At 36.0% G+C, this 21,438-nt stretch carries 22 protein-coding genes; 11 read left to right on the plus strand and 11 right to left on the minus strand.

Annotation, left to right across the window (positions count from 1 at the left end):
- From SOP96_RS07585 to SOP96_RS07595, 3 genes are all read right to left on the minus strand, one after another.
- Positions 1 to 1,676, minus strand: a 1,676-nt coding sequence (locus SOP96_RS07585; protein WP_326320381.1) for a phage tail sheath family protein, incomplete at its 3' end; no start/stop codon positions are given.
- Positions 1,677 to 1,761: 85 nt separating this feature from the next.
- On the minus strand, positions 1,762 to 3,483 hold the full coding sequence (locus SOP96_RS07590; protein ID WP_326320382.1) for a phage tail sheath family protein: 1,722 nt from the start codon (positions 3,481 to 3,483) through the stop codon (positions 1,762 to 1,764).
- A gap of 133 nt (positions 3,484 to 3,616) precedes the next feature.
- Complete coding sequence (locus SOP96_RS07595; protein ID WP_326320383.1) at positions 3,617 to 4,204, minus strand: DUF4255 domain-containing protein; 588 nt, start codon at positions 4,202 to 4,204, stop codon at positions 3,617 to 3,619.
- A gap of 467 nt (positions 4,205 to 4,671) precedes the next feature.
- On the opposite strand from SOP96_RS07595, the gene SOP96_RS07600 reads away from it, so the two are divergent.
- The 3 genes from SOP96_RS07600 to SOP96_RS07610 all read left to right on the plus strand — a co-directional run bounded on the left by SOP96_RS07600 (position 4,672) and on the right by SOP96_RS07610 (position 7,368).
- A complete protein-coding gene (locus tag SOP96_RS07600) occupies positions 4,672 to 4,992 on the plus strand; it encodes a hypothetical protein (protein WP_326320384.1) in 321 nt (106 codons plus the stop codon).
- Between the two features lie 23 nt (positions 4,993 to 5,015).
- Entirely contained in the window at positions 5,016 to 6,590 is a 1,575-nt protein-coding gene (locus SOP96_RS07605; protein ID WP_326320385.1) for a contractile injection system tape measure protein, read from the plus strand.
- A 325-nt stretch (positions 6,591 to 6,915) separates the two neighbouring features.
- A complete protein-coding gene (locus SOP96_RS07610) occupies positions 6,916 to 7,368 on the plus strand; it encodes a hypothetical protein (protein WP_326320386.1) in 453 nt (150 codons plus the stop codon).
- A gap of 91 nt (positions 7,369 to 7,459) precedes the next feature.
- Here the strand turns inward: SOP96_RS07610 and SOP96_RS07615 are convergent, their stop codons facing one another.
- Together SOP96_RS07615 and SOP96_RS07620 are read right to left on the minus strand one after the other, a co-directional pair.
- Positions 7,460 to 7,771: a hypothetical protein gene (locus tag SOP96_RS07615; RefSeq protein WP_326320387.1), complete on the minus strand. Its 312-nt coding sequence runs from the start codon at positions 7,769 to 7,771 to the stop codon at positions 7,460 to 7,462.
- A gap of 65 nt (positions 7,772 to 7,836) precedes the next feature.
- The gene (locus SOP96_RS07620; protein WP_326320388.1) at positions 7,837 to 9,273 is read right to left on the minus strand and encodes an NADP-dependent isocitrate dehydrogenase; all 1,437 of its coding nucleotides are present in this window, start codon (positions 9,271 to 9,273) and stop codon (positions 7,837 to 7,839) included.
- Between the two features lie 85 nt (positions 9,274 to 9,358).
- Between SOP96_RS07620 and SOP96_RS07625 the strand changes: the two genes are divergently transcribed.
- Positions 9,359 to 10,276, plus strand: coding sequence for a LysR family transcriptional regulator (locus SOP96_RS07625; RefSeq protein ID WP_326320389.1), 918 nt, complete (start codon positions 9,359 to 9,361; stop codon positions 10,274 to 10,276).
- 576 nt (positions 10,277 to 10,852) lie between these two features.
- Here the strand turns inward: SOP96_RS07625 and SOP96_RS07630 are convergent.
- The 3 genes from SOP96_RS07630 to SOP96_RS07640 form a co-directional block, all read right to left on the minus strand.
- Positions 10,853 to 11,770 (minus strand): helix-turn-helix domain-containing protein, encoded by a 918-nt coding sequence (locus SOP96_RS07630; RefSeq protein ID WP_326320390.1) that lies wholly within the window; start codon positions 11,768 to 11,770, stop codon positions 10,853 to 10,855.
- 9 nt (positions 11,771 to 11,779) lie between these two features.
- Positions 11,780 to 12,673: an SDR family oxidoreductase gene (locus SOP96_RS07635; RefSeq protein ID WP_326320391.1), complete on the minus strand. Its 894-nt coding sequence runs from the start codon at positions 12,671 to 12,673 to the stop codon at positions 11,780 to 11,782.
- A 160-nt stretch (positions 12,674 to 12,833) separates the two neighbouring features.
- Entirely contained in the window at positions 12,834 to 14,297 is a 1,464-nt protein-coding gene (locus SOP96_RS07640; protein ID WP_326320392.1) for an OmpA family protein, read from the minus strand.
- Positions 14,298 to 15,084: 787 nt separating this feature from the next.
- Between SOP96_RS07640 and SOP96_RS07645 the strand changes: the two genes are divergently transcribed.
- The 3 genes from SOP96_RS07645 to SOP96_RS07655 all read left to right on the plus strand — a co-directional run bounded on the left by SOP96_RS07645 (position 15,085) and on the right by SOP96_RS07655 (position 16,913).
- Positions 15,085 to 15,624, plus strand: a complete 540-nt coding sequence (locus tag SOP96_RS07645) for a hypothetical protein (protein WP_326320393.1) — start codon at positions 15,085 to 15,087, stop codon at positions 15,622 to 15,624.
- An 80-nt stretch (positions 15,625 to 15,704) separates the two neighbouring features.
- Positions 15,705 to 16,427, plus strand: a complete 723-nt coding sequence (locus tag SOP96_RS07650; RefSeq protein WP_326320394.1) for an ATP-binding cassette domain-containing protein — start codon at positions 15,705 to 15,707, stop codon at positions 16,425 to 16,427.
- Positions 16,428 to 16,475: 48 nt separating this feature from the next.
- Positions 16,476 to 16,913: a hypothetical protein gene (locus SOP96_RS07655; RefSeq protein ID WP_326320395.1), complete on the plus strand. Its 438-nt coding sequence runs from the start codon at positions 16,476 to 16,478 to the stop codon at positions 16,911 to 16,913.
- Positions 16,914 to 16,940: 27 nt separating this feature from the next.
- On the opposite strand, the gene SOP96_RS07660 is transcribed toward SOP96_RS07655, so the two are convergent.
- Positions 16,941 to 17,738 (minus strand): patatin-like phospholipase family protein, encoded by a 798-nt coding sequence (locus SOP96_RS07660; RefSeq protein ID WP_326320396.1) that lies wholly within the window; start codon positions 17,736 to 17,738, stop codon positions 16,941 to 16,943.
- 90 nt (positions 17,739 to 17,828) lie between these two features.
- On the minus strand, positions 17,829 to 18,182 hold the full coding sequence (locus tag SOP96_RS07665) for a helix-turn-helix transcriptional regulator (protein ID WP_326320397.1): 354 nt from the start codon (positions 18,180 to 18,182) through the stop codon (positions 17,829 to 17,831).
- Positions 18,183 to 18,327: 145 nt separating this feature from the next.
- Here SOP96_RS07665 and SOP96_RS07670 point away from each other — a divergent pair, with 145 nt between their 5' ends.
- From SOP96_RS07670 to SOP96_RS07680, 4 genes are read left to right on the plus strand one after another with little or no spacing between them, the layout of a single operon-like run.
- Complete coding sequence (locus SOP96_RS07670; RefSeq protein ID WP_326320398.1) at positions 18,328 to 18,525, plus strand: hypothetical protein; 198 nt, start codon at positions 18,328 to 18,330, stop codon at positions 18,523 to 18,525.
- On the plus strand, positions 18,522 to 18,977 hold the full coding sequence (locus SOP96_RS07675) for a hypothetical protein (protein WP_326320399.1): 456 nt from the start codon (positions 18,522 to 18,524) through the stop codon (positions 18,975 to 18,977). Before SOP96_RS07670 ends, SOP96_RS07675 begins: the two co-directional genes overlap by 4 nt.
- Positions 18,978 to 18,986: 9 nt before the next feature.
- Positions 18,987 to 19,181 (plus strand): PLDc N-terminal domain-containing protein, encoded by a 195-nt coding sequence (locus SOP96_RS20010; protein ID WP_411911982.1) that lies wholly within the window; start codon positions 18,987 to 18,989, stop codon positions 19,179 to 19,181.
- Positions 19,174 to 19,875: a GLPGLI family protein gene (locus SOP96_RS07680; RefSeq protein ID WP_326320400.1), complete on the plus strand. Its 702-nt coding sequence runs from the start codon at positions 19,174 to 19,176 to the stop codon at positions 19,873 to 19,875. Before SOP96_RS20010 ends, SOP96_RS07680 begins: the two co-directional genes overlap by 8 nt.
- Positions 19,876 to 19,943: 68 nt before the next feature.
- Here SOP96_RS07680 and lpdA read toward each other — a convergent pair whose 3' ends face one another.
- Positions 19,944 to 21,332 carry a dihydrolipoyl dehydrogenase gene (lpdA, locus tag SOP96_RS07685; RefSeq protein ID WP_326320401.1) on the minus strand — a complete coding sequence of 463 codons (1,389 nt, stop codon included), beginning with the start codon at positions 21,330 to 21,332 and terminating at the stop codon, positions 19,944 to 19,946.
- Positions 21,333 to 21,438 lie beyond the last annotated feature (106 nt).

Raw genomic sequence — 21,438 nt, forward strand, 5'->3', positions numbered from 1 at the left:
TCAGCCGGACGTACTGCTGCCATACCGATCTCGATATTCATTCTTCCTTCCAGGATATCCTGTGCAGACATGGTTTTGTTTAGTCCTACGCTTACGTAATAGGCTTCTTCAGGCTTGCTTCCTGCCAAAGCGCCGTCCTGCCACTGCTGGTTCAGGAAGTTTTCGATCATCGTTTGTACGCGGATCCAGGTGTTGGCCGTATTGGCTTCGAAAACGAAACGTTCTGTTGCTTTTTTCACAGATTCTTCCACCATGTTGAAGAAACGGCGTACGGAGATGTATCTCCATTCGTTGCTGTTTCCGTCTAAGGTTCTTGCTCCCCAAACCAAAGTCCCTTTTCCGGTAAAGGTTCTGATCGCGTTGATGGATTTTCCTGAGGTTGGGTCTACGTTAAGCGCATCTTGCTGTCTATCAGAAATCTTTTCTAATGGTGCTTCTACGAAATTAAGGCCTACATTAGCAGGTGCTTTAAATACTCCGGCAGTGTTGTCTACTTTAGCATATACTCCTGCCATTGCAGAGGATGGAGCTAATACAACCTGCTTAGATTCAACAGCTTTTTTAGCCTGGTTATAGAACTCTGAGTTTGTTACTTTCAATTGTGCCAGGCTTGTAATCCCGAATGTACCTGTAACTACAACATCAGCTTCATTATAATCGTAGCTTAGTATTGTTTTTAGTTTAGGATAATAAGCAGCTCCGTATTTTAAGCCTGGAGCAGTTACCCTTTCTCTAAAAATAACATCATTACCAAGAACATCCATAATGACAAATCTGTCTTTCATAAGTTCTGCCTGATTTAAAGCACTATTGTATACCGAATAAGCAGCAGCAATATCTGCTGAATCTACACCTGCAAGGGCATCCGCGTAAGCTCGTGATTTCTGTGCTGTAGCTGTGGCAGAAGTAGAAAGATTATTGTAAATATTTGCAACAGCAAGTGCAGCCGTTTCAGCACCTGCGGGATTAACAGCATTCTGAACAGCATTCTGAACAGCTTTAGCAGCCTGGTTTTTTGTAACCTCACTAAGATTATTCGGGTTAGTAATGGGATAGGTAGCAACTTTAGCATTGGCCGCTGCAATAACTGCCTGAAGATCTTCTCCTCCTAGAACAGCTATAACAACATCATTAGCAACATCATTGGCGGCATCTTTAGCTTCAGAGGCTAATAATTCATTATCTTCTGCCAAATCAGCGGCAGTTTCAGCGGCAGCAACTTCAGCAGCAACAGGAACCAAACCTTGAAGATCCGGGAAAACGATAAGAGTTGGTTCGTCTTCTTTTTTAAGCAATTCGAGGCCATACAATAAAGTTCCTACCGCTGTAGAAGTTCCAACGGTTACCTGGTCATCATAGTCTCCTACGGAAACGATATAACACGGCCCACCGCCATTGGCAAAGTACATCTGCATGGCATAGTACATTTTAAAATCGCTTGCTTTAGTTTGTGTTGCAGATGCAACGCCGTCTTTAAAAGCTACGGCAAACGCTTCCGGATGTGCTTTTCCGAAAAGCTGCTCGTACTCCAACATAGAAGTGATTCTCGTTGGCTTATTCTTCTGGCCTTCCGCAGTATATCCTATAAAAGCAGGAATGGCCGTTTCAACTTGCGCTACGGAAGGCGGAAATTTTTCATGCTCCTCCACGTAAACTCCAGGGGTTTTGTAATTCATTTGGTTAAAATTTTAAATTAAGATTAATATACCTCGAAGCCAAACTTCGAATATTTTGTTTGTGATTTATTCTATTTCAGAACTGTTATAATGTGTGCGAGAAATTCAAGATGATAAATTCTGCGGGACGTACTAATGCTATTTGTACGGTAACATTCATTGTTTTTGGTTTAAGAATATCGCCGGATACTTCAACGTGATACGCTTCTTTTGAATTGCTTCCTGCCAATCCGCCATCAATCCATTGCTGGTATAGGAAATTTTCTATCATTGCTTCTGCACGCAGCCAGGTTTGGGAAATATTGGGTTCATTGATGAATTTTCCGTCAGTTAAAGCTCTGCTTATTGATAGTTTAATCATGTCGTAATAGCGGCGTACGTTGATGTATTTCCAAATATTTTCTTCATCATCTTCGGTTTTTTCTCTGGCATCTATCGTTCTCGCTCCCCAAACCAACGTTCCTTTTCCGGCGAAGGTTCTGATGGCATTTACAGATCCTGCATCATTCACATTCATATCAGATTGTTCATGATCCGAAACTTTTTCCGTAGGGCTTACCAAATAATTCAGGCTTACATTGGCAGGCGCTTTCCAGGCTCCTCTTGTGCTGTCTATTCTGCAATATACTCCTGCTATTGCTGAGGATGGCGGCAAAACAACTTTTAATGATGAGATTTCTTTTTTTATCTGATTGTACAGAGCCGAGTTGGATGATTCTAAGCTTTTCAGGGTTTTCCCGTCTGCAGCCCCTGCTTCATCTTTTACAGCAAGAATTGCGTCTCTTAATGCATCAAATTCCCCACTGAAAACAGGAGTTTCTGCTTCCAAATCCTCCGGGATTACAAAATCGTCTATTGTACCGTCATAGATGGCTTCCAGAACGGCTTTTGATTCTGCAATAGCATGTACCAAACCTGCTTTTGCATCTAAAGGATGGCCGGAAGTTTCATCTGCTGTTTCATTAATTTCTTCTGCAATAGCTATTGCCTGGCTTAGTAAATCGGCTAAGACTAAAGCATCTACAGGCTCATTAACAATTTCGGCACTTGCCAAAGCTTTTAATTCTCCTAAAGCTGCAATTTCATCGGCATAAAAAATAGCGCTGGCCTGCCCTTCATTTTGTAAACCGGCATGAAGAATAGGTGTAACGGTTTCATCAAAATTATAATTTAAGATTGTGGTTAAATGAGGGAAATAGGCCGCAGCATGGGTGGTAAGCGCTACATTTTCTCTAAAATTGGCAATGGTATTATGGTTATTGGATTGAGTCACAGAATTTCCGTAATACGTATCTGCTATGAGAAACCAGTTTTTCGATGTAGATTCACTTTTAGCAATTGTCTGATTATAGATCGTATAAAAATCGGCTTCCGGCAGCGAAACGGCATCGGGGAAGATGATAAGGATGGGTTCTTCTGAATTATTAATCTTGTTCAGTCCTATACTTAAAGCGGAAAGTTCAACTATTCCGGCTGTATAATTTCCTGCTGAAAGAATCTGACAAGGCCCGCCTCCATTAGCAAAATACATCTGAAGAGAATAATACATTAAAAACTGTGCATCCGGAGTTATAATTTCTATCTCTTTATTTTCTCTATCCCTGAGTTGGATACTTTCTTTTTTTGCTTTTCCAAAGTGCTTTTCGAATTCCATAAGAGAGCTGATGCCCAATGGTTCTGTATGTTCTTCAGGGGTAAACTCGGTATATCCAATAAATACCGGAATGGCCGTATCAATTAATGAAACTGAATGAGGAAGCTTAGAAATTTCTTCAACTGAAACACCTGGTGTTGTCGGATTTTGCATGTTTAAAAATTTAAGTTAAAGGTTATTAGTTTTTAGTTAGTTTTTTCGATCTAATTATCTGTCATTATTCATGCTGTTTAATTTTTTACAAAGGCACACAATTTTTAAATTAATAATTATGGACAATCAATGATTAGTCTACTTTAATGCTTTTAACATTCACTTCATCAATTAAATTAATATTCGTTTCTCCTGTTGCTTCAATTTTCACAACGCTTATTTTATACAAGGCAGATGGCATTACTTTCCCGCCTAATAATCCCCAGATATAGCTCAGCTGTTCAAACGGGATTGAATGCAGCTCAATCCTGAAACTGAAATTTTTATTCGCATTAGAATCTACATATTCCATCACGTTGTTGGTCTGAAATATTTCGATAACTTTTGCGATATCAGATAAAGATTTATCATAGGCATTACGGTTGGCAGCAATCATCAGGTATAAGTTCAAATAAGCAGGCGGGTTTTGCTTTTTTACATCATACAAAAGAGGATTTTCACTCACCGTAGTTTTGTTGTACCACGATCTGTTTTTTAAAGTTGATTCTTCTTCAACGTTCAACAGAGTAATTACTACTGTATCTGTAAGGCCTGAGGTTTCGTCTTCATGTTTTGCTATATCGTCAACCACAGCAATATCGCCAACTCGCGGTCCGTCTTTTAAGCCGTTTTCCGGATCATTGAGCTTATTTTTTAAAATGGTCAATACTTCTTTAATCATAATTTTGCTCTTTATTATTATGATGCAAACATACAATCACAGTTCCTTAAAAGACAAATATTTTGAGGGGTCAAACCTGTCTTTGCAGTAAATATATTTTTTGATTTTAAAAAATACGCATTTTTAAAGCATTAATAATTAACTTCTTACATCTTTAAATTTTGAATAAATTCTGAAATCCAATTGCTCTAAATCCAGTTGAGGTGAAATTTTTCTGATCTGATTTTGATAATATTTCTTGAATGCAGAGCTCACGAAGATTTTTTTTAAGATTGCTGTTTTTTTAGTTTCACGAAGGCATTTCACTTGTAAAAGATCATTGAGTTTGTGTTGAACAGGAAAATGAGGTTTTTGAGTGCTCTAAGGTTTTCCTTTTTACTGCAAAGACAGAACAGAATGCCTTCAGAATTAGCATGCTGGAATTTCTTCTTTTAATTTTGAACCAATAATCTAAAAACTTAAATCATATGAATATCAAAAAAATTTTTGGCAAGCGCAATGAAATCATTGGCGGCCATTTCAATGAACTGCGTGCCAAAATCGGCATGGCGAATCAGGATGAGGAAGCTGTTTTTTCTTTGCGTGAAGAGATCTGCAACGCGTGTCCGCTAAAAAGTGGCAACAATTGCAACGCCATGAAATGGATGAATCCTGAAACCCTTGAAGTTGCAGATGCCCCGAAAGACGGTTTCATCAGAGGTTGCGGATGCAGGCTGAGCGCAAAACAAAGATCTAAGCTAAGTCTTTGCCCGGCTGGTTTCTGGGGTGGAGAATTTGACAGGAAATAAAGTGTTAAAATTTAAAATATTCCATGCATACATCTATTACAGTGAGCCAGAATCATTTAATTCAGAAAGTTTTTGTTGAAATTACCGTCAGCAACAAGGAAAAAGCACATTATATAAAAGATGACATCAACAGCTTTCTGGCTATTGATGTTTTTCCGGAAATCGAAAAGTACATTAATGCGATGGAAGCGCAATGGGCTGGCAGAACGCTGCAAATTCCTCTTCTGGAAATGGATCTGGATGTAAAAAGCAGTTCGTTGAATACTGAATTAAAAGATAAAATCACCGAACTTTTTAAGGAAAAATTATCAGAAATAATTAATTCTGAAGAAGCATCCGATGCAAAAACAGAACATCGTCCCAAACCCTCCTGGGTCAATCATCAGGAAAAAATGCTGCAGACTTTTATCTTTTTTTTAGAAAACGGATGTATGCCGTGGTGGAATTCGGATAAAGAAAGTGTGAGCCTACTGGAAACAGCTGTATTCGACAATATAATTTCTACGACGGGCTTCCGGAAAAATATAATTCCCATTTTGGAGAAGGCACATGTTCAGGAGCGTGTCATTCATCAGCTTGCGGATGAGCAGCTTGTTCAGTTCTGCCTGGCTATTCTGGAAAACGAAGCATTAAAAATTCATTTTGATTTTGAGAGAATTCAAGATCTGTCACAGATGAACTATAATGAGAGAGTATTGATCTGGCGCCTGATTTTAGAGATCCTTGCAAAACATCAGGATGCTTCGCAGACTTTCCTTCGCGAATATTTTTCAGAACGAATTTCAAAAGAAATATTCAGGAAAAGCAGCCTTAAAAAAAGAAAAGCTTTAGTCCAAATTTTACTTTTTATTAAAGATGATGAAACTGCTGAAAATAGTACAGACAGGATAGACAAGCAAAATTTTAGGAATATTGAAGATGTTAAAGATGTTAAAGATGTTAAAAATATTAAAAATATTAAAAATGTTGAAGATGTTGAAGGTGTTAAAGCCTCTGAAAGCACTATAGAAAATAGTAAAAATAATCTTGAACACCGCCAGAAAGCTTCAGAGATGATTATTAAGAATCAGGAAGAAATTTTTAATAAGGACGGAATTCCGGATGAAGGACAGTACGTACCGAATGCGGGACTGATCCTGATACATCCTTTCCTCAAAACCTTTTTTGAGCATTGTAATCTTTTGGATAAAGAGACACAGCAAATCACAGATCCTGAATTGTGTGCCCATTTGCTCCATTATATTGCTACAGGAAATACAAATGCTCCTGAATATGAAATGATATTTGAAAAATTTTTGTGCAATATTCCCATGCATCAAAGCATCAACAGACATATTAAACTTTCCCGGAAGCATAAAGCTGAGGCCGGAAATGTGATAGAAAGCGTACTTCAGAACTGGAGCCCAATGAAAAAATCGTCTCCGGCATTATTGCAAAATGAATTTCTTCAACGTCCTGGGAAGCTTGTCGTTTCCGACCATGATTATACACTTACGGTTGAAAGAAAAACTCAGGATATTTTGCTGGACAGGCTTGGATGGGGAGTTGGTTTTGTAAAATTGCCTTGGAAGGACAAATTTATGTTGGTGAATTGGTAATTTATGTGTTCAAAAAGTTTTGACTTTTGTGATTGAAACTTAACCACAGATTGACGCAGATTTTCACAGAAACGTTAATACATGAGTCACAGAGAATTTTTTGATAATCTTGAAAATATTTTTAGAACATATTAGAAAAAAATCAAAGATTTTTAAACTTTTGTGTTCTGAAATACGCATAAAGCTTTATTCTTGAATCTAATGTGACTTATGTGTTTAAATGCTTTGATCTTTTGTAGTTACATTTTAAACAAACTTTTTTTTATAATGCAGAATAGGTTAAAAGAAAATAGCGAATATTCCGTTTAATTCTTAAATTAGTCTCATGAAAAGGAATCTTTATCTCATTATCATATCGTTTTCGTTAATCAGCTGCTATACGTATCAGGTTAAAAAACAGCCGGATCCGATGGCAGAAATCAAAGAAGGAGCTAAAAACAACGGCAAACAGGTCAATATGAATATGCCTCCTCAACATACCAACGGACAGCAATTGGCAGCTCCGGTTCCTGTGAATGTTCAGGAGAAACTGACGGCCGGCAAAAATGTGAAAATAGATGTTGACGGCAAAAAATACAAAGTAATCGTAGACAAATGGGAGAGGGACAGCCTTATTGCACATCCGGTTCATAATGCTAAAAAAACTTTGAAATTCCATAAGAACCAGATTAATGCAGAAAAAATAGCAGAAAAACGCTTTTCACAACCGATAGCAGATATCATTACCGTAGTTGCGTATGCCGGGATTGGAGTTGCTATTTATTCTCTTTTGCAGTAACTTTCAGCTTTAAATAAAGTGTATTAACAAAAAAGACCCATCAATATGGGTCTGCTTGTGTTTTTTAGGCTTATGGTAATTATTGGGGTCATTACTCACAGAATGATATCGAAATTTCAGCGTTGATAAGGATCTTCTTATCTTTTACTTTACCTGCTTCTATTAATTCCTCAATTTTCGCCTTATCATTTATGAGTCGCGGAATCCTTTTCTGAGAATTTTCATCATCCTTCCCGAATCTTTCCAGAGAGCGCCAGTTGTTCAAATGATGATAATTGATCTTGAAACTGTAAATCTTGGAAAGGATTTCTTTGGCATCTTCAGGAGAGAATACACCCTTGATTAGAAAAAATGTATTAGTATCGGTTTTCATATTGGTATTTTTAATGGGACTTGTTTTCATCTTGTTTAAAATTTATATTACAATGAGAATTTAAAAATCAATCGATAAATCTTCAGTAGACCAGGTTATTGTCCCTGGGCTAAAGAATAGGCCGCTTTACCGTCGAAAGAATACAGATTTTCCGTTTTTATCACATCAATATCTTCTTCGATCGCTCTGGTAAGCAAGGTCGCAATATCAATGTTACTGATTTCCGGATTTTGCTGAGGCCTGAATCTGCAGCGCCAGTGATCGGTACAGAAAGTTTCCTTAAAACCATCCGGCCAGACTTTTATTCCTCTGTTGGTAATGACGTTCAGCTGTATTCCGTTCATTTCCAATCGTTGTAGTTTTGCAGCCAGTTCATTGGCATCCGTTCCGTTCCAGTGTACAAAAAGATCCACTCCGTCCAGCACTTTTTTAGCTCTTGCCCTGCGTCTGTATTTCGGAAGGTTAAGGGTATAATTATTCAGGTGCTGAACAGATTTTAACACCGATGGTTTTTTCCCGAGATTTAACACAACAGCCTGCGCAAATTCCTGTGTTCCTACTTTTTTCGTACTTAGGCCTTCTTTAAATATATCAGCAGTATGAATTCCATCTTCTAATGTTTTCAGCCATGCATTATGTACTTTTTCCGCAACGTGATTTTGCCCGATATGGTTCAGCATCATAATCGCCGCCTGGATCAAACCGGAAGGATTCGCCACATCCAGTCCTGCGATGTCAGGAGCAGACCCGTGAATCGCTTCAAACATGGCACATTCTTCCCCAATGTTGGCGGAGCCTGCAAGACCGACTGAACCTGTGAGCTGCGCTGCAATGTCACTTAAAACATCTCCGTACAGATTGGGCATTACCACCACATCAAACAATTCCGGTGTATCTGCCATTTTTGCGGCACCGATGTCGATGATCCAGTGTTCGTTTTCTATTTCCGGATATTCAGCGGCGATCTCGTTGAAAACCTGGTGAAACAATCCGTCGGTCTGCTTCATGATATTATCTTTGGTGAAGCACGTTACTTTTTTTCTGTTTTGCTGTTTGGCATATTCAAAGGCATAACGGATAATTTTTTCGCATCCCGGCCGGCTTATCAGCTTTAAGCATTGTACTACTTCATCTGTCTGCTGATGTTCGATTCCGGCGTAAAGGTCTTCTTCATTCTCTCTTACAATCACAATGTCCATTACAGGATGCTTGGTTTGTATGAAAGGATAAAAGCTTGCACATGGCCTTACATTGGCATATAAGCCAAGGAATTTTCTGGTACTTACATTGAGGCTTTTGTATCCGCCGCCCTGTGGTGTGGTAATGGGAGCTTTCAGGAAGATTTTGTTGCGCCTGATTGTTTCCCAGGATTCGTCGGTTATACCAGATGTATGTCCTGCGAGGTAGATTTTTTCTCCGATCTCAATTTCATCAATCTCAATTCTCGCACCTGCTGCTAAAATAATCTTCAGCGTTGCATTCATAATTTCGGGACCGATACCGTCACCGTTGGCTACTGTAATTGTTGTCATAATAATTTTTTTTATATGACAAAGTTGTGCATTTTAATTCATTTATTTTTATTTATATTTGTAATCAATACCATAAAATTATTTTATGAATTATACACTGAATCAATTACAGATTTTTTTGAAAGTTGTACAGACAGGCAGTGTAACAAAAGCTGCTGAAGCACTATTCCTTACGCAGCCGGCTGTCTCTATCCAGCTGAAAAATTTTCAGGATCAGTTTAATATTCCTTTAACGGAAGTAGTCGGAAGAAAGCTTTATGTAACCGAATTCGGTAAAGAGATTGCGCAGGCTGCAGAAGAAATTGTGAATCAGATTCATTCCATCAATTATAAAACGTTAGCCTATCAGGGACAGGTAACCGGAAGGCTGAAAATTTCCGTAGTTTCCACAGGGAAGTATGTGATGCCGTATTTTCTTTCAGGGTTTATTCGCCAACATCCCGGAATTGAGCTGGTAATGGATGTTACGAATAAGGAAAAAGTAATAGAAAGCCTGGAAAACAATGAAGTAGATTTTGCACTTGTATCAATATTGCCAAGCGCGTTAAATGTTGAACGGCTGGATCTCCTTCAGAATAAACTTTATCTTGTCGGCAATTCTCAGAACAGCCAGCAACACATCACGCTGGAAGATTTTGAGAGTCTTCCGTTAATTTTCAGGGAAAAGGGATCTGGGACAAGAACCACTATGGAAGCATTTATTAAACATAAAAATATTTCTGTTTTAAAAAAGATGGAACTTACCTCCAATGAAGCTGTGAAGCAAGCATTATTGGCAGGATTCGGCTACTCTATCATGCCGCTGATCGGTATAAGAAACGAGCTTTCTAATCAGGAGCTGAAGATTATACCCATGAAAGGTTTTCCTATCAAAACCATGTGGAGCCTGATCTGGATGCGCGGTAAAAAGCATTCTCCAGTTTCAGATCTTTACCTGCAATATCTTCAACAAGCTAAGGCCGAGATTATAGAGGAAAAATTTGGCTGGTGTGAGCAATATTAGAAATCTTTGTGTGAATTTAAATTTATCTAAGAGAATGTTTAAATTTAAAATTTATTTTACCATTTAAGCATTAAGCTCCTTTGGCTTAAAAAACTTAATAGAAGCCAATCTATTGATTTCTTAATTTTTACTGTTAATTAAAAATAAACAAAGTGTTTTTCATTTTAACAAAATAAGAAAAACTACAAAAATTTACTGAGTAAAATTCTAAGAATATCTAAATAATCTGGGCTGGAAGATTTTTATACTTAATACACTTCTAATTACGTATGCATTAGGTAGTATCAGGAACAAAAATAAGTTCTCACGGTTATTAGTCTTTATAATTCACAAAACTAAGAAAAATTTTAATTTAATTGTTAATTTTTCTAAATTTTAACATTTAAATGTAAATTTAAAACTATTATTTAACATTGAATGAAAAAAATTCAATATATATTATTTTTCATTATTGTTTTGTAAAGCAAAGATTATCAATCGTAACGATACAAACCTGCCATAAACCAAAATTTTACCAGGATGTTCATTTTCAGAGGTACTTGATCATTAGTTTTTTAAATTTGAAATCTGCCAAAACTACTCGAAGGATGCACGAAATTCCAAAGGAGAAAGATCGGTTTTCGTTTTGAACATTTTGCTGAAAGACTGCGAATGTTCAAAGCCAAGCTCATAAGCAATTTCACTTATTGAAAGATTGGTAGTTGATAATTTTTCTTTGGCTTTCTCGATTAATTTTTCATGAATGTGTTGCTGTGTTCCCAGTCCGGTTAATGTTTTAAGCAAACTGCTGAGGTATTTGGGGGAAATATTCAAAGCATCTGCAACGTACTGTACGGTAGGAAGTTTTCTGGAGACCAAATCATCTGCAAAATATTCATTTAGCAAATTTTCCAGCCTATCCAGAATCTGATGATTTGCTCTTTCCCGGGTTATGAACTGACGGCTGTAAAATCTTTCAGCATAACTAAGTAACGTTTCGATATGAGAAATGATAATGTTCCTGCTGTACTTATCAAGGTTTGAATGATATTCTTCCCGAATATTTTCTACGATCTCATTGAGTGTATTCTCTTCTTTTTCAGAAAGGAATAAGGCTTCGTTAACCGAATAGTCAAAATACTCGTAACGGCTGATGGTTTTTGCAAGTGACGTGTTCCACAAAAAGTCGGGATGCATAAGCAACATCCATCCAGAACGTTCCATGGTTGAGTGGTGGTTTATCCGGATATTAAAAACCTGGTTCGGAGCAATGAAAAACATGATGCCATCATCAAAATCATATTCCAGCTGTCCGTACTTAAATTTCCCATCTATTCCCTTTTTAACGGAAATCTGATAAAAATCGAACATCCAGCTTGTTTCTTCCATTTCAGGCTGGTGTTTGATAGAAGCATAATCTACAATACTGATAAGCGGATGTGCAGGTTTTGGCAAACCCCTAAACTGATGAAATTCGCTGATTGATTTTATTCTGATTATTTTTTTCTGCTCCATGAGGTAAATTTAGAAATAATTCTGTTCAATATCTTTTAATAAGCCGATATTCACCGGTTCCCAACCTAACTGTTCTTTTGTTTTATGATTGGTTACCGGACAATCCATAGTGATAAAATGAGCCAGCCATTCAAAATGTTCGTTTAAGTCTTCTCCGGAAACAGCTTCAACAGGAATATGTAATTTCTCACCGATAATTTCTGCTAATTTTTTCAGTTCAAGACTTTCATCCTCTACTCCGTTATATAGAGCGCCAGGCTCTGCTTTTTCGAGCGCCAGACGGAATAACCGGGCTGCATCAAGCCGGTGTATTCCTGTCCATCTGTTCCTTCTATTTCCGGGATATGCAGAAACACCGTTTTTCCGGGCCTGTGAAATGATAAAAGGAACAAAACCATAATCACCAATATCGTGAACCGATGGCGCCAAACGAATTACTGAAGCATAAACGCCTTTTTCGGCTAGTTTCAACGCTGTAGCCTCTGAAAAACGTAAAGAATTTTCCGCAATACTTTCTTCTGTAATCTTTCCGTTTATAAGAGGTAAACCTAAGAGTCCGGCGGTGACAACTAATGGTTTCTCAGTACCCATTAATGCTTCACCCATTGTTTCAATCGCAACACGATCTAATTCCGCTGCTTTAGGAAATTGTGAAATATCATTTGAATTCATAAAATCATGAGAAAATGCAACGTGGATAATTCCATCTGCATTCAAAGCATTTTGCTTTATTATTTCCAGATCTTTGAGACTTCCTTCCACTGCTTGCGCACCTGCGTTTCCTATTTTTTCTGCTGATTTTTCCGAACGTGCCAAACCGACCACCTGATGTCCGGCATCAATTAATTCTTTTACAATTGCGGAACCGATAAATCCTGAAGCTCCTGTTACAAATACTTTCATTGTCTTTTATTTTGTTGAGACAAAGTTGCGTACATTTGGAATTATTAATGTATCCTAAAGTAAGATTGTTGTAGCCAAAAGAACCGGAAATATTTAATTTATTAACAAACAAAAAAGACTGCCGTTACAACGGCAGTCCCAAATTAGAAGTTATTATAATTTATTTTGCTTTAAAATATACTCTTCTATTCGCTCTGTTCTTCCATTCCGGACATTTTGAAGCAGGATCGCATTCAGGATATTTAAGATCTGTTTTACCATTTCCCTGAGCATCAAGCTTTCCTGATTGTACACCGTTCTGGATGAGATAATTTTTTACATTATTGGCTCTTCTTTCAGATAGCATTTTGTTGTAAGCCTCAGTTCCTCTTGTATCGGTAGCACCAACAACAGTGTAAGAACCGTCTGATGAATTGATATAGCTTACTGCATTATTTAAGATTGGGGTATTTGAAGGCAGGATTCTGTCTGAATTAAGGTCAAACTCAATACCTTCAAGTTTTGTTTCTGTTTCAGCAACAGCACCCTGCCCCTGAGTCTGATCCGGGCATCCGTTGTTTTCAACGCTTCCAGGAACTGTAACACATTTGTCATAAAGATCGATAACTCCATCCAGATCAACATCTAAAGCAACACCAGATCCGTCCACTCTTGCACCTGCAGGAGTGTCAAGCTGTCTGTCCCAATCATCGCAAACTCCGTCATTATCTGCATCTCCGTTTTTGCAAACAACCAAATCTTCCACTTTAGATTCCAGTACGCTGATTTTGTAATAGGCTTCCTGCAATGGATCATGCCACATCAGGTGAGATTCGTGTTTGCCTAAGTTTACGGTAAGACCTAAAGTTGTGTTGATGAAGTTATCTGAAGTTTTGCTGTTTCTTCTGTTGATCATGCTGTATTGTGAACCTCCGCCATCAAATGAATCGTCAGTGGTTACAACATACATTACTCTTCCTTCAAGATCAAGACGGTTGCTGATTTTATATTTCAAACCGGCCCCTGCCTGTCCGAATAATGAACCAAATTTGAAAGGTTTAATCTCTGTCATTAGCCTTTGCCCTGTCTCATCTTTCAGGTAAGCTCTGTAAGCTAACGTACCTATACCTGCATAACCATGAAGGGCCCATCTGAATGGAGATTTATTATCAACTCTTCTTAAAAGGTTTGAGAAGTTGATGTCTCCCAAAATTGAGATCGCATCGTATTGAGTCCTTGCTCCTACCTGCATGTTTGCAGCCGCATTAGCCGGTGCAGCATCTTTAGTATTAAAATAGCCCTGTCTTGTTTCTCCACGATCATATTGCAATTTCAATCCGAATGCATGGGTAATGGCTTTATCAACACTTACATATGCCGAATATCCGAAAAGATCTTTTCCAGATCTGTTGTTGGTTTTGATTGATGTAAGGTCAGCCGTCTGAATTAAAGGAACCCCGGCACCGAATGAGATTGACCAGTCATTAAATCTCTTAGCAGAGTTTGTGAATGGTTGCACATCAGCAGATCCTGAAGAAAATGTATTCGGATACTGCGTGTTATTCATAACCTGTAATGAATCCTGGGCAAAAAGGCATGTGGGTAATGCTATTGCCAACGACAAGATTGATAGTTTTGATTTCATATGATTTTTTTAATGTTTCTTAACAAATAACTATCCTGTTCTTAAAAACAGAAAAAATTAAAATCAGAGTTTCAGCTCGTGCTCTTCATTATTCAATTATTATACCATTCATACCCATAAAATGTTTATCAGAGGGCTTTCTAATAGGAATTTTAAAATTATGTGGTACCAAGATGACGTTGCAGACCAGCTATTTAAAGCATTTTATATGCTTTGCATATATGTTTTTTTAATGCTTTATTTTTTATAATATTTAACATTAAAATTTAACTAAGCTTCATTTTGTTTGAAGATTATTATCAACTAAAAAACATTTATCAATTAAAAAAATATATATTTTCTGAAAGATCACGGGCTGTGTAAAATACCGAATGTATTGTTTTTTATTATAAAGTATGAATTATGATAACTACTTAAAATTTGCTATAATTTTTTATTGATTCTCCATTATTAATCATAATATCTGTTTAATGCAAGATTCCGCAATGATTTGCTTACTACTAACTGTTTTTTGGTTTGCAAAGGCGCTTCTGAAGGCTCAGCATGAGCTATAACATTCCGTAAAAAAACTCAAAGGTCTTCAATCATGACTAATTAAGGACAACCATTATTTTTTTGTATTAATTATATCTTAAGTTTACATCATATAGCATGTACTCTCATTTTTCAACAGGAGCGGATGTGGATTTTTTTTTTTACATTTGCTTACAGGAATATGAAAAATGCTTATGCATTTACTATTTTTTAAATAAAATACCAAGTTTATAAAGCATTAAAAAATCAACTCATGAAAAAAATTATTCTACTGTTTATATGTTTGTTAGGTTTTTCGGCTTTCTCACAAATCAAAGTGCTGAAAAATGAAAGTGTGGTAGAAATCGGTAAAGATAATTCAGTAGGTTTATATAAAAAAGACAATAAATTTACCATCAATTATCAGGATCTTAATACCGCCAACCTGAATACATTCCGTTCCTTCTCTTTTGAAAATCTCAATAAAGATGTTTCCGGTTTGTATGAGCTGATCAGCAACGGATTTATTGATATGCCGGTAAGCAATATTGTTCTGGAGCTTCCGAATGATATTATTGAGCTTCATTTTGAGAAGAACTACGGACAGCCAACCGTGCAGTTTATCCAGTACATCAATAAAAACAGGAAGTATGTAGGAAAATCACAATTCCTGAATAAGAAACAGGTTGACAAAATTTTCGGAAGACAAAGCGGAAAATCTTCCCTTTATGAAAAACCTGCTGCAACAGCAAATCCCGGAAATCGGTCTGCCAACAGCACAACAGAATCTGCAACCAAGAAAACCAAGAAATAATCAATTATAAAAATATTAGCCAGGCTCATTCAGCAGAATGAGCTTTTATTTTTATTTTTGCAAAAAAGATCACTATCAGCATGTCTCTTCAGATAAATAATTTAACCAAGAAATTCGGTGAACAAACTGCACTGAGCAACATCAATATTTCCATTAACAACAATGAAATTATCGGGCTTCTGGGACCGAATGGCGCCGGAAAATCCACATTAATGAAATCTATTGTGGGAGCTTTGAAAATTGATGAAGGAGAAATAATCTTTAACGACAAAAACATTACCGAAAACGAAATAGAAAGCAAAAGAAATATAGGTTTTCTCCCGGAAAACAACCCGTTATATCTTGAGATGTATGTAAAAGAGTATCTGCAGTTTGTTGCTAATATTCATCGTATTCCGGCCTCAAGAGTAGATGAGGTAATTGATCTCGTAGGAATTACCCCTGAAAAATCTAAAAAAATAAGCCAGCTTTCCAAAGGGTACAAACAGAGAGTAGGTCTTGCGCAGGCTATTATTCATCAGCCGGATCTTTTAATCCTGGATGAGCCTACGAATGGCCTTGATCCCAATCAGATCATTGAAATCAGAAACGTGGTGAAAGAAATCGGCCAGCAGAAAACCGTTTTGCTTTCCACCCATATTATGCAGGAAGTAGAAGCACTTTGTTCCCGCGTGATTCTCATTCATAAAGGAACTATTCTCCAGGACTGCCCTATCCATGAATTCAAAGGTAAATTCGGAAGCCTGGAAGAAGCTTTTGCCAATTATACACAAGCAGCATCTGTATCTGAAATTCATCTCTGATTGGCTTTAAATTTGATAATTTTAACAGATCAACAAAATATTAAAATTATGATTAAAGAAATTGCATTGGGAGCATTATGCATCGCAAATTTCAGCATACTTCCTGCTAAAGATATTACAACTCCGGGTATCCCGGAAAATAATACGGAACAAGTTTCTCAAAAGATTCCGAAATCGGTAATCATTAAAACAAAAAAATTTAAAATTAAAATCGATCAGCAGCCGGATGGGAAATACCTTTATCAGTCTTGGCCTGCCAAAGGAAAGATTAGTTCCAAGCCAAGCATGATTATCAGCGGCGGAGAAATGTATCCCGACGGAACCGGAGGAAATTATTATTTTGAGTTTGGTAATGAAGGATATACTTATCAGGTGTGGAGAAACTATCTTACTGATTCTGTTAATAAAGCACCGTATACGCTTAATGTAATAAGCCCCGATGGAAATACGGTTCTGAAAGAGGATGCCATAGTTGTAAAAAATTAAGAACAGCGCTCACTCAGGTGAGCTTTTTTATGCTCCGGATTCTTTCATCAGATAGAAGCTGCTTTCATTGAAGCTTTCTTTTGCAGCCTGATATCCTATCTGAAAGATTTTTTCAAGACGGTCTTTTCTTCTTTCAAAAGTTCCATACGTTGAGAGTTCCTGCGAAGATATAAACCAGTCGCAGTAGTCGAATTTTATTTTTTCGATTCTGTAGGATAACAAATCGTATGATCTTGAAACAATGGCCTTTATTGACTTAAGATCGTTAATTTTAATATCATGAGGAGGAGATACGAAAACGCCGATCAGTTTATCACAATCATCCCTGATGATGTCTGCGGGGAAATTATTCAGCACTCCTCCGTCGCAATACATTTCTTCGTTAATAATATAAGGTGTTGTAATTCCCGGTATGGAACATGAAGCGATAATGGCGTCTACAACTTTAAAATCTTCATCAAAAATTTTTTCCGTTCCGCTTACGAGTTCGGTAGCTACAATTTTCACCTCTTTACCGAGATCTTTAAGCTTCATATCTCCGAAAATAGGATTGAGATAATTCCTGAAAATCACAGAAGAGACAAGCCCGGGCTGGTTGAATGCAAAATGTTTCCAGTTGAAAAAATAAACCGAATTAAAAAACTCCAGAATTTCTTCCGGGCTTTTTCCGACGGCGTACATTGAACCTACGATGGAACCTGCGCTGCAACAAGACAGAACATGAACATCAATATCTTTTTCTCTCAGGAATTTTAAAACTCCTGCGTGTGCAATTCCTTTTGTACCGCCGCCTGATAAAACCAGGCCTACTTTTTCAAAATTCATTGAATAAATGTAAGAAAAGATAAGTAGAGATCTTGAATATTTCTAATAAAATTATGGATATTTATAAAAATAAGTAAATTTATAATATGATCAGCCTTTTCGCTCAAGTAATTCCTTCAGTAAAGCGATTTGTTCATTTTTAGCTTGTATAAGTTTTTCATAAACTTCTTTATTCTCATTATGAAAATGTTCAATTTTACCATAAGCCGTTACATTTTCGCTTTGATTAAAAACTGTTTGACTTTTCAAATCTAAAAGATCAGTGACATCAGTTTCTAATAATTTAGAAATTGCAAAAAGCCTCTCAACAGTAAGTTTTGTTGAGTTATTTTCTATTTTAGCGTAAGAAGCCTGATTAATGTCTAACTGATTTGCCATATACTCTTGGCTAAAACCTTTCAATTCTCTATATTTTCTAATGTTTTTGCTAATCATACCATTCATAAAAGGAATAATTTAGTTCCAAAAATAATAAATTATTCTCAAAAAATATTTTTTTAAATTTCTTTTTTGTGTATGTTTGCAGTGTAATTAAACACAAGTACACAAATGTTTTTACAATTAATATTAATTAATTTTAAAATTCACTATGAAAAAAATTATTTTAACATTGGCTTTACTTTCAATGCCAGCTATTACTATTTTAGCAAATAGTACAAATATTAAACAAAATATAATTCCTTCAACAAAATTAACCTCATATTCTCAAATTGAGTTGTTTTTTAAAGGAAATAGCTTTTCAAAAATTTCTAATGTTTTCAACGTAAAAAAGAAGATTTTGATTTGAATACCGTACAAGTTATTAAAATTAATGAAACTTCAAATTTAGTAAGGCTAAAAGTTAATAAGGGAGATAGAATAGATTATGTAATGTTAATGCCTAATAATATTGTGTTGTATGAAAAAACAATTTTAGATCCAGATGGAAATGGCAATATAGAGCAATACAATGAAAATGGAATAATTATTGCAAATTTTAGAGTTAAGAAGCAATTAAATGGAAAATTTAATACTGAATTAAGTTTTATAAATAATGCAGCTTTTTTTGATGGTCAACTTGAATGTATAAAAAAAACATATGATTATATTAAAAGCACATGTGATAAAGATACAACTTGTTCTATAGCTTGTGATATTGCACCCAACTGTGCAATTGTAATGTATGGAGTTGCTGCAGCCCACTGTGCCGCAAGAAATAACACCCCTCCAAAGACTTCACTTTCAATTTCTGCAGATTAAAATAATAAAATGAATCTACAATTTATATCATTACTAATCGTTTACACATTTATCATTACAAGTTTTTGCTTAGCAATTTTTAAAATTAGCAAGCTTAAATCAAATAAAAGACTAATTTGGCATTTGATAGTTTGTTTTTTTCCGGTAATAGGAACTATAATTTTCTTTGCATCTAACGATTATAAGCAATCATTAAATGATTAAAATTAAGATAATATTATTAAGTTTGTCTTTTCCAATATTAATTGTTGCGCAGGATTTATCTGTACTTTATAAACTTAATAAAAATGGAGCTGAAACAGGATTTTATCGGCTAGATATTTATAGAGATAATAGTGTATTTTATGAATCAAATTATTGTGAAAACAATTTAGCCGTAAAATCTGATTTGATAATAAGTAAACAAAACAAAAAATCTGATACTATTTATTTGCTCGACAAGATTGATGGAGCATCTATTTATTCTCAAAAATCTTTTTTATTGAATTGGAAGATTCTTGATGAGAAGAAAAATATTGCAGGATATAAATCTCATAAAGCAGAATTTTTTTATAAAGATGAAAAATGGATAGCTTGGTTTACAAATGACCTACCTTTTCAAGATGGACCTTTTATATTCAAAGGTTTACCTGGTCTAATTTTGATAATTGAAAATGAAAATTACAGATTTGAGTTAGTAGAAATAAGTAAATATAAAACTTTTTGTGATATAAATATTAATAATCGAAAAGAAATTTCATATGAAAAATATGAAAGTATTTTCAAAAATATTTCTGAGAAAAATACTAACTTAATTAACAGCATATCAAATTTAAATTTAGACTTAGAAATAGATTTAAAATCTACAAAAGATAAGGTTAATACAACGAATATACTACGAGAAATTCTCTATAGGTAAATATGAATCAATAAAATAAACCACAGACAAAATCTGTGGTTTACTATATTTATAATTTAATTATCAAATTAAATATGGATCACTTCTCCATAAGCAGCAGCAGCAGCTTCCATAATTGCTTCGGATACTGTTGGATGCGGGTGAATTGATTTGATGATTTCATGACCCGTAGTTTCCAGTTTTCTGGCAACCACCGCTTCAGCAACCATATCGGTAACTCCTTCACCAATCATGTGGCAACCTAACCATTCTCCGTATTTAGCATCAAAAATAACTTTGATGAAACCATCTGTATTTCCGTTAGCCGTTGCTTTTCCGCTTGCAGAAAGAGGGAATTTCCCTACTTTGATTTCGTAACCTTTTTCTTTAGCCTGCTTTTCGGTAAGCCCTACAGAAGCCACTTCAGGATGACAGTATGTACATCCCGGAATATTGCCATAATCGATTTTCTCTACGTGCATTCCTTTGATTTTTTCAACACAGGTAATTCCTTCCGCAGAAGCAACGTGTGCTAAAGCCTGAGTTGGAATGATATCACCAATCGCATAATAACCCGGAACTGAAGTTTCATACCATTCGTTTACCAAAACTCTTCCTTTGTCTGTCTGGATTCCCACTTCTTCAAGACCGATATTTTCAATATTTGCGGCAATACCAACAGCAGATAATAATATATCAGCTTCAAGAGTGATATTTCCTTTAGCAGTTTTTACGTTAGCTTTTACACCTTCTCCGCTCGTATCAACACTTTCCACAGAAGCATTGGTCATGATCTCGATTCCTGATTTTTTCAGAGATTTTTCTAAATGTTTTGAGATTTCTTCATCTTCTACAGGAACGATATTCGGCATGAATTCCACCACCGTAACTTTGGTTCCCATTGTATTATAGAAATCGGCAAATTCTACCCCAATTGCTCCTGAACCTACAACGATCATAGATTTCGGCTGCTCAGGAAGAGACAATGCCTGTCTGTATCCGATTACTTTTTTACCGTCTTGCGGCAGGTTTGGCAATTCTCTTGAACGTGCTCCGGTAGCAATGATAATATGCGTTCCTGTATATTCGGTTACTTTTCCGTCTTTATCGGTAACGGAAACTTTTTTACCTTTCTGAACTTTAGCAGTTCCTAAAATAACATCAATCTTATTCTTCTTCATTAAGAATTCGATCCCTTTGCTCATTTTGTTGGCAACGCCACGGCTTCTCTGAATTACGTTCGGAAATTCAAAACTACCTTCTACTTTATTCAAGCCATAATCCTCCGCGTGATTAATATAATGAAAAACCTGAGCAGATTTAAGCAAAGCTTTCGTAGGAATACATCCCCAGTTAAGGCAGATTCCTCCCAAACTTTCTTTCTCGATAATTGCAGTTTTGAAACCCAATTGTGCCGCTCTGATTGCAGTAACATATCCACCGGGACCACTTCCGATGACAATAATATCGTAATTCATTAGTTTAAAATTTTATGCGAATTTAAGGAAAAATATTGGATGTACAGCGTTTCCTGCTATACAACATAGATTGGAATACATAGATTATGTCTTTATTAAAACAGAA

The organism is Chryseobacterium salviniae (genome assembly GCF_035819015.1).
GTDB classification, from domain to species: domain Bacteria; phylum Bacteroidota; class Bacteroidia; order Flavobacteriales; family Weeksellaceae; genus Chryseobacterium; species Chryseobacterium salviniae.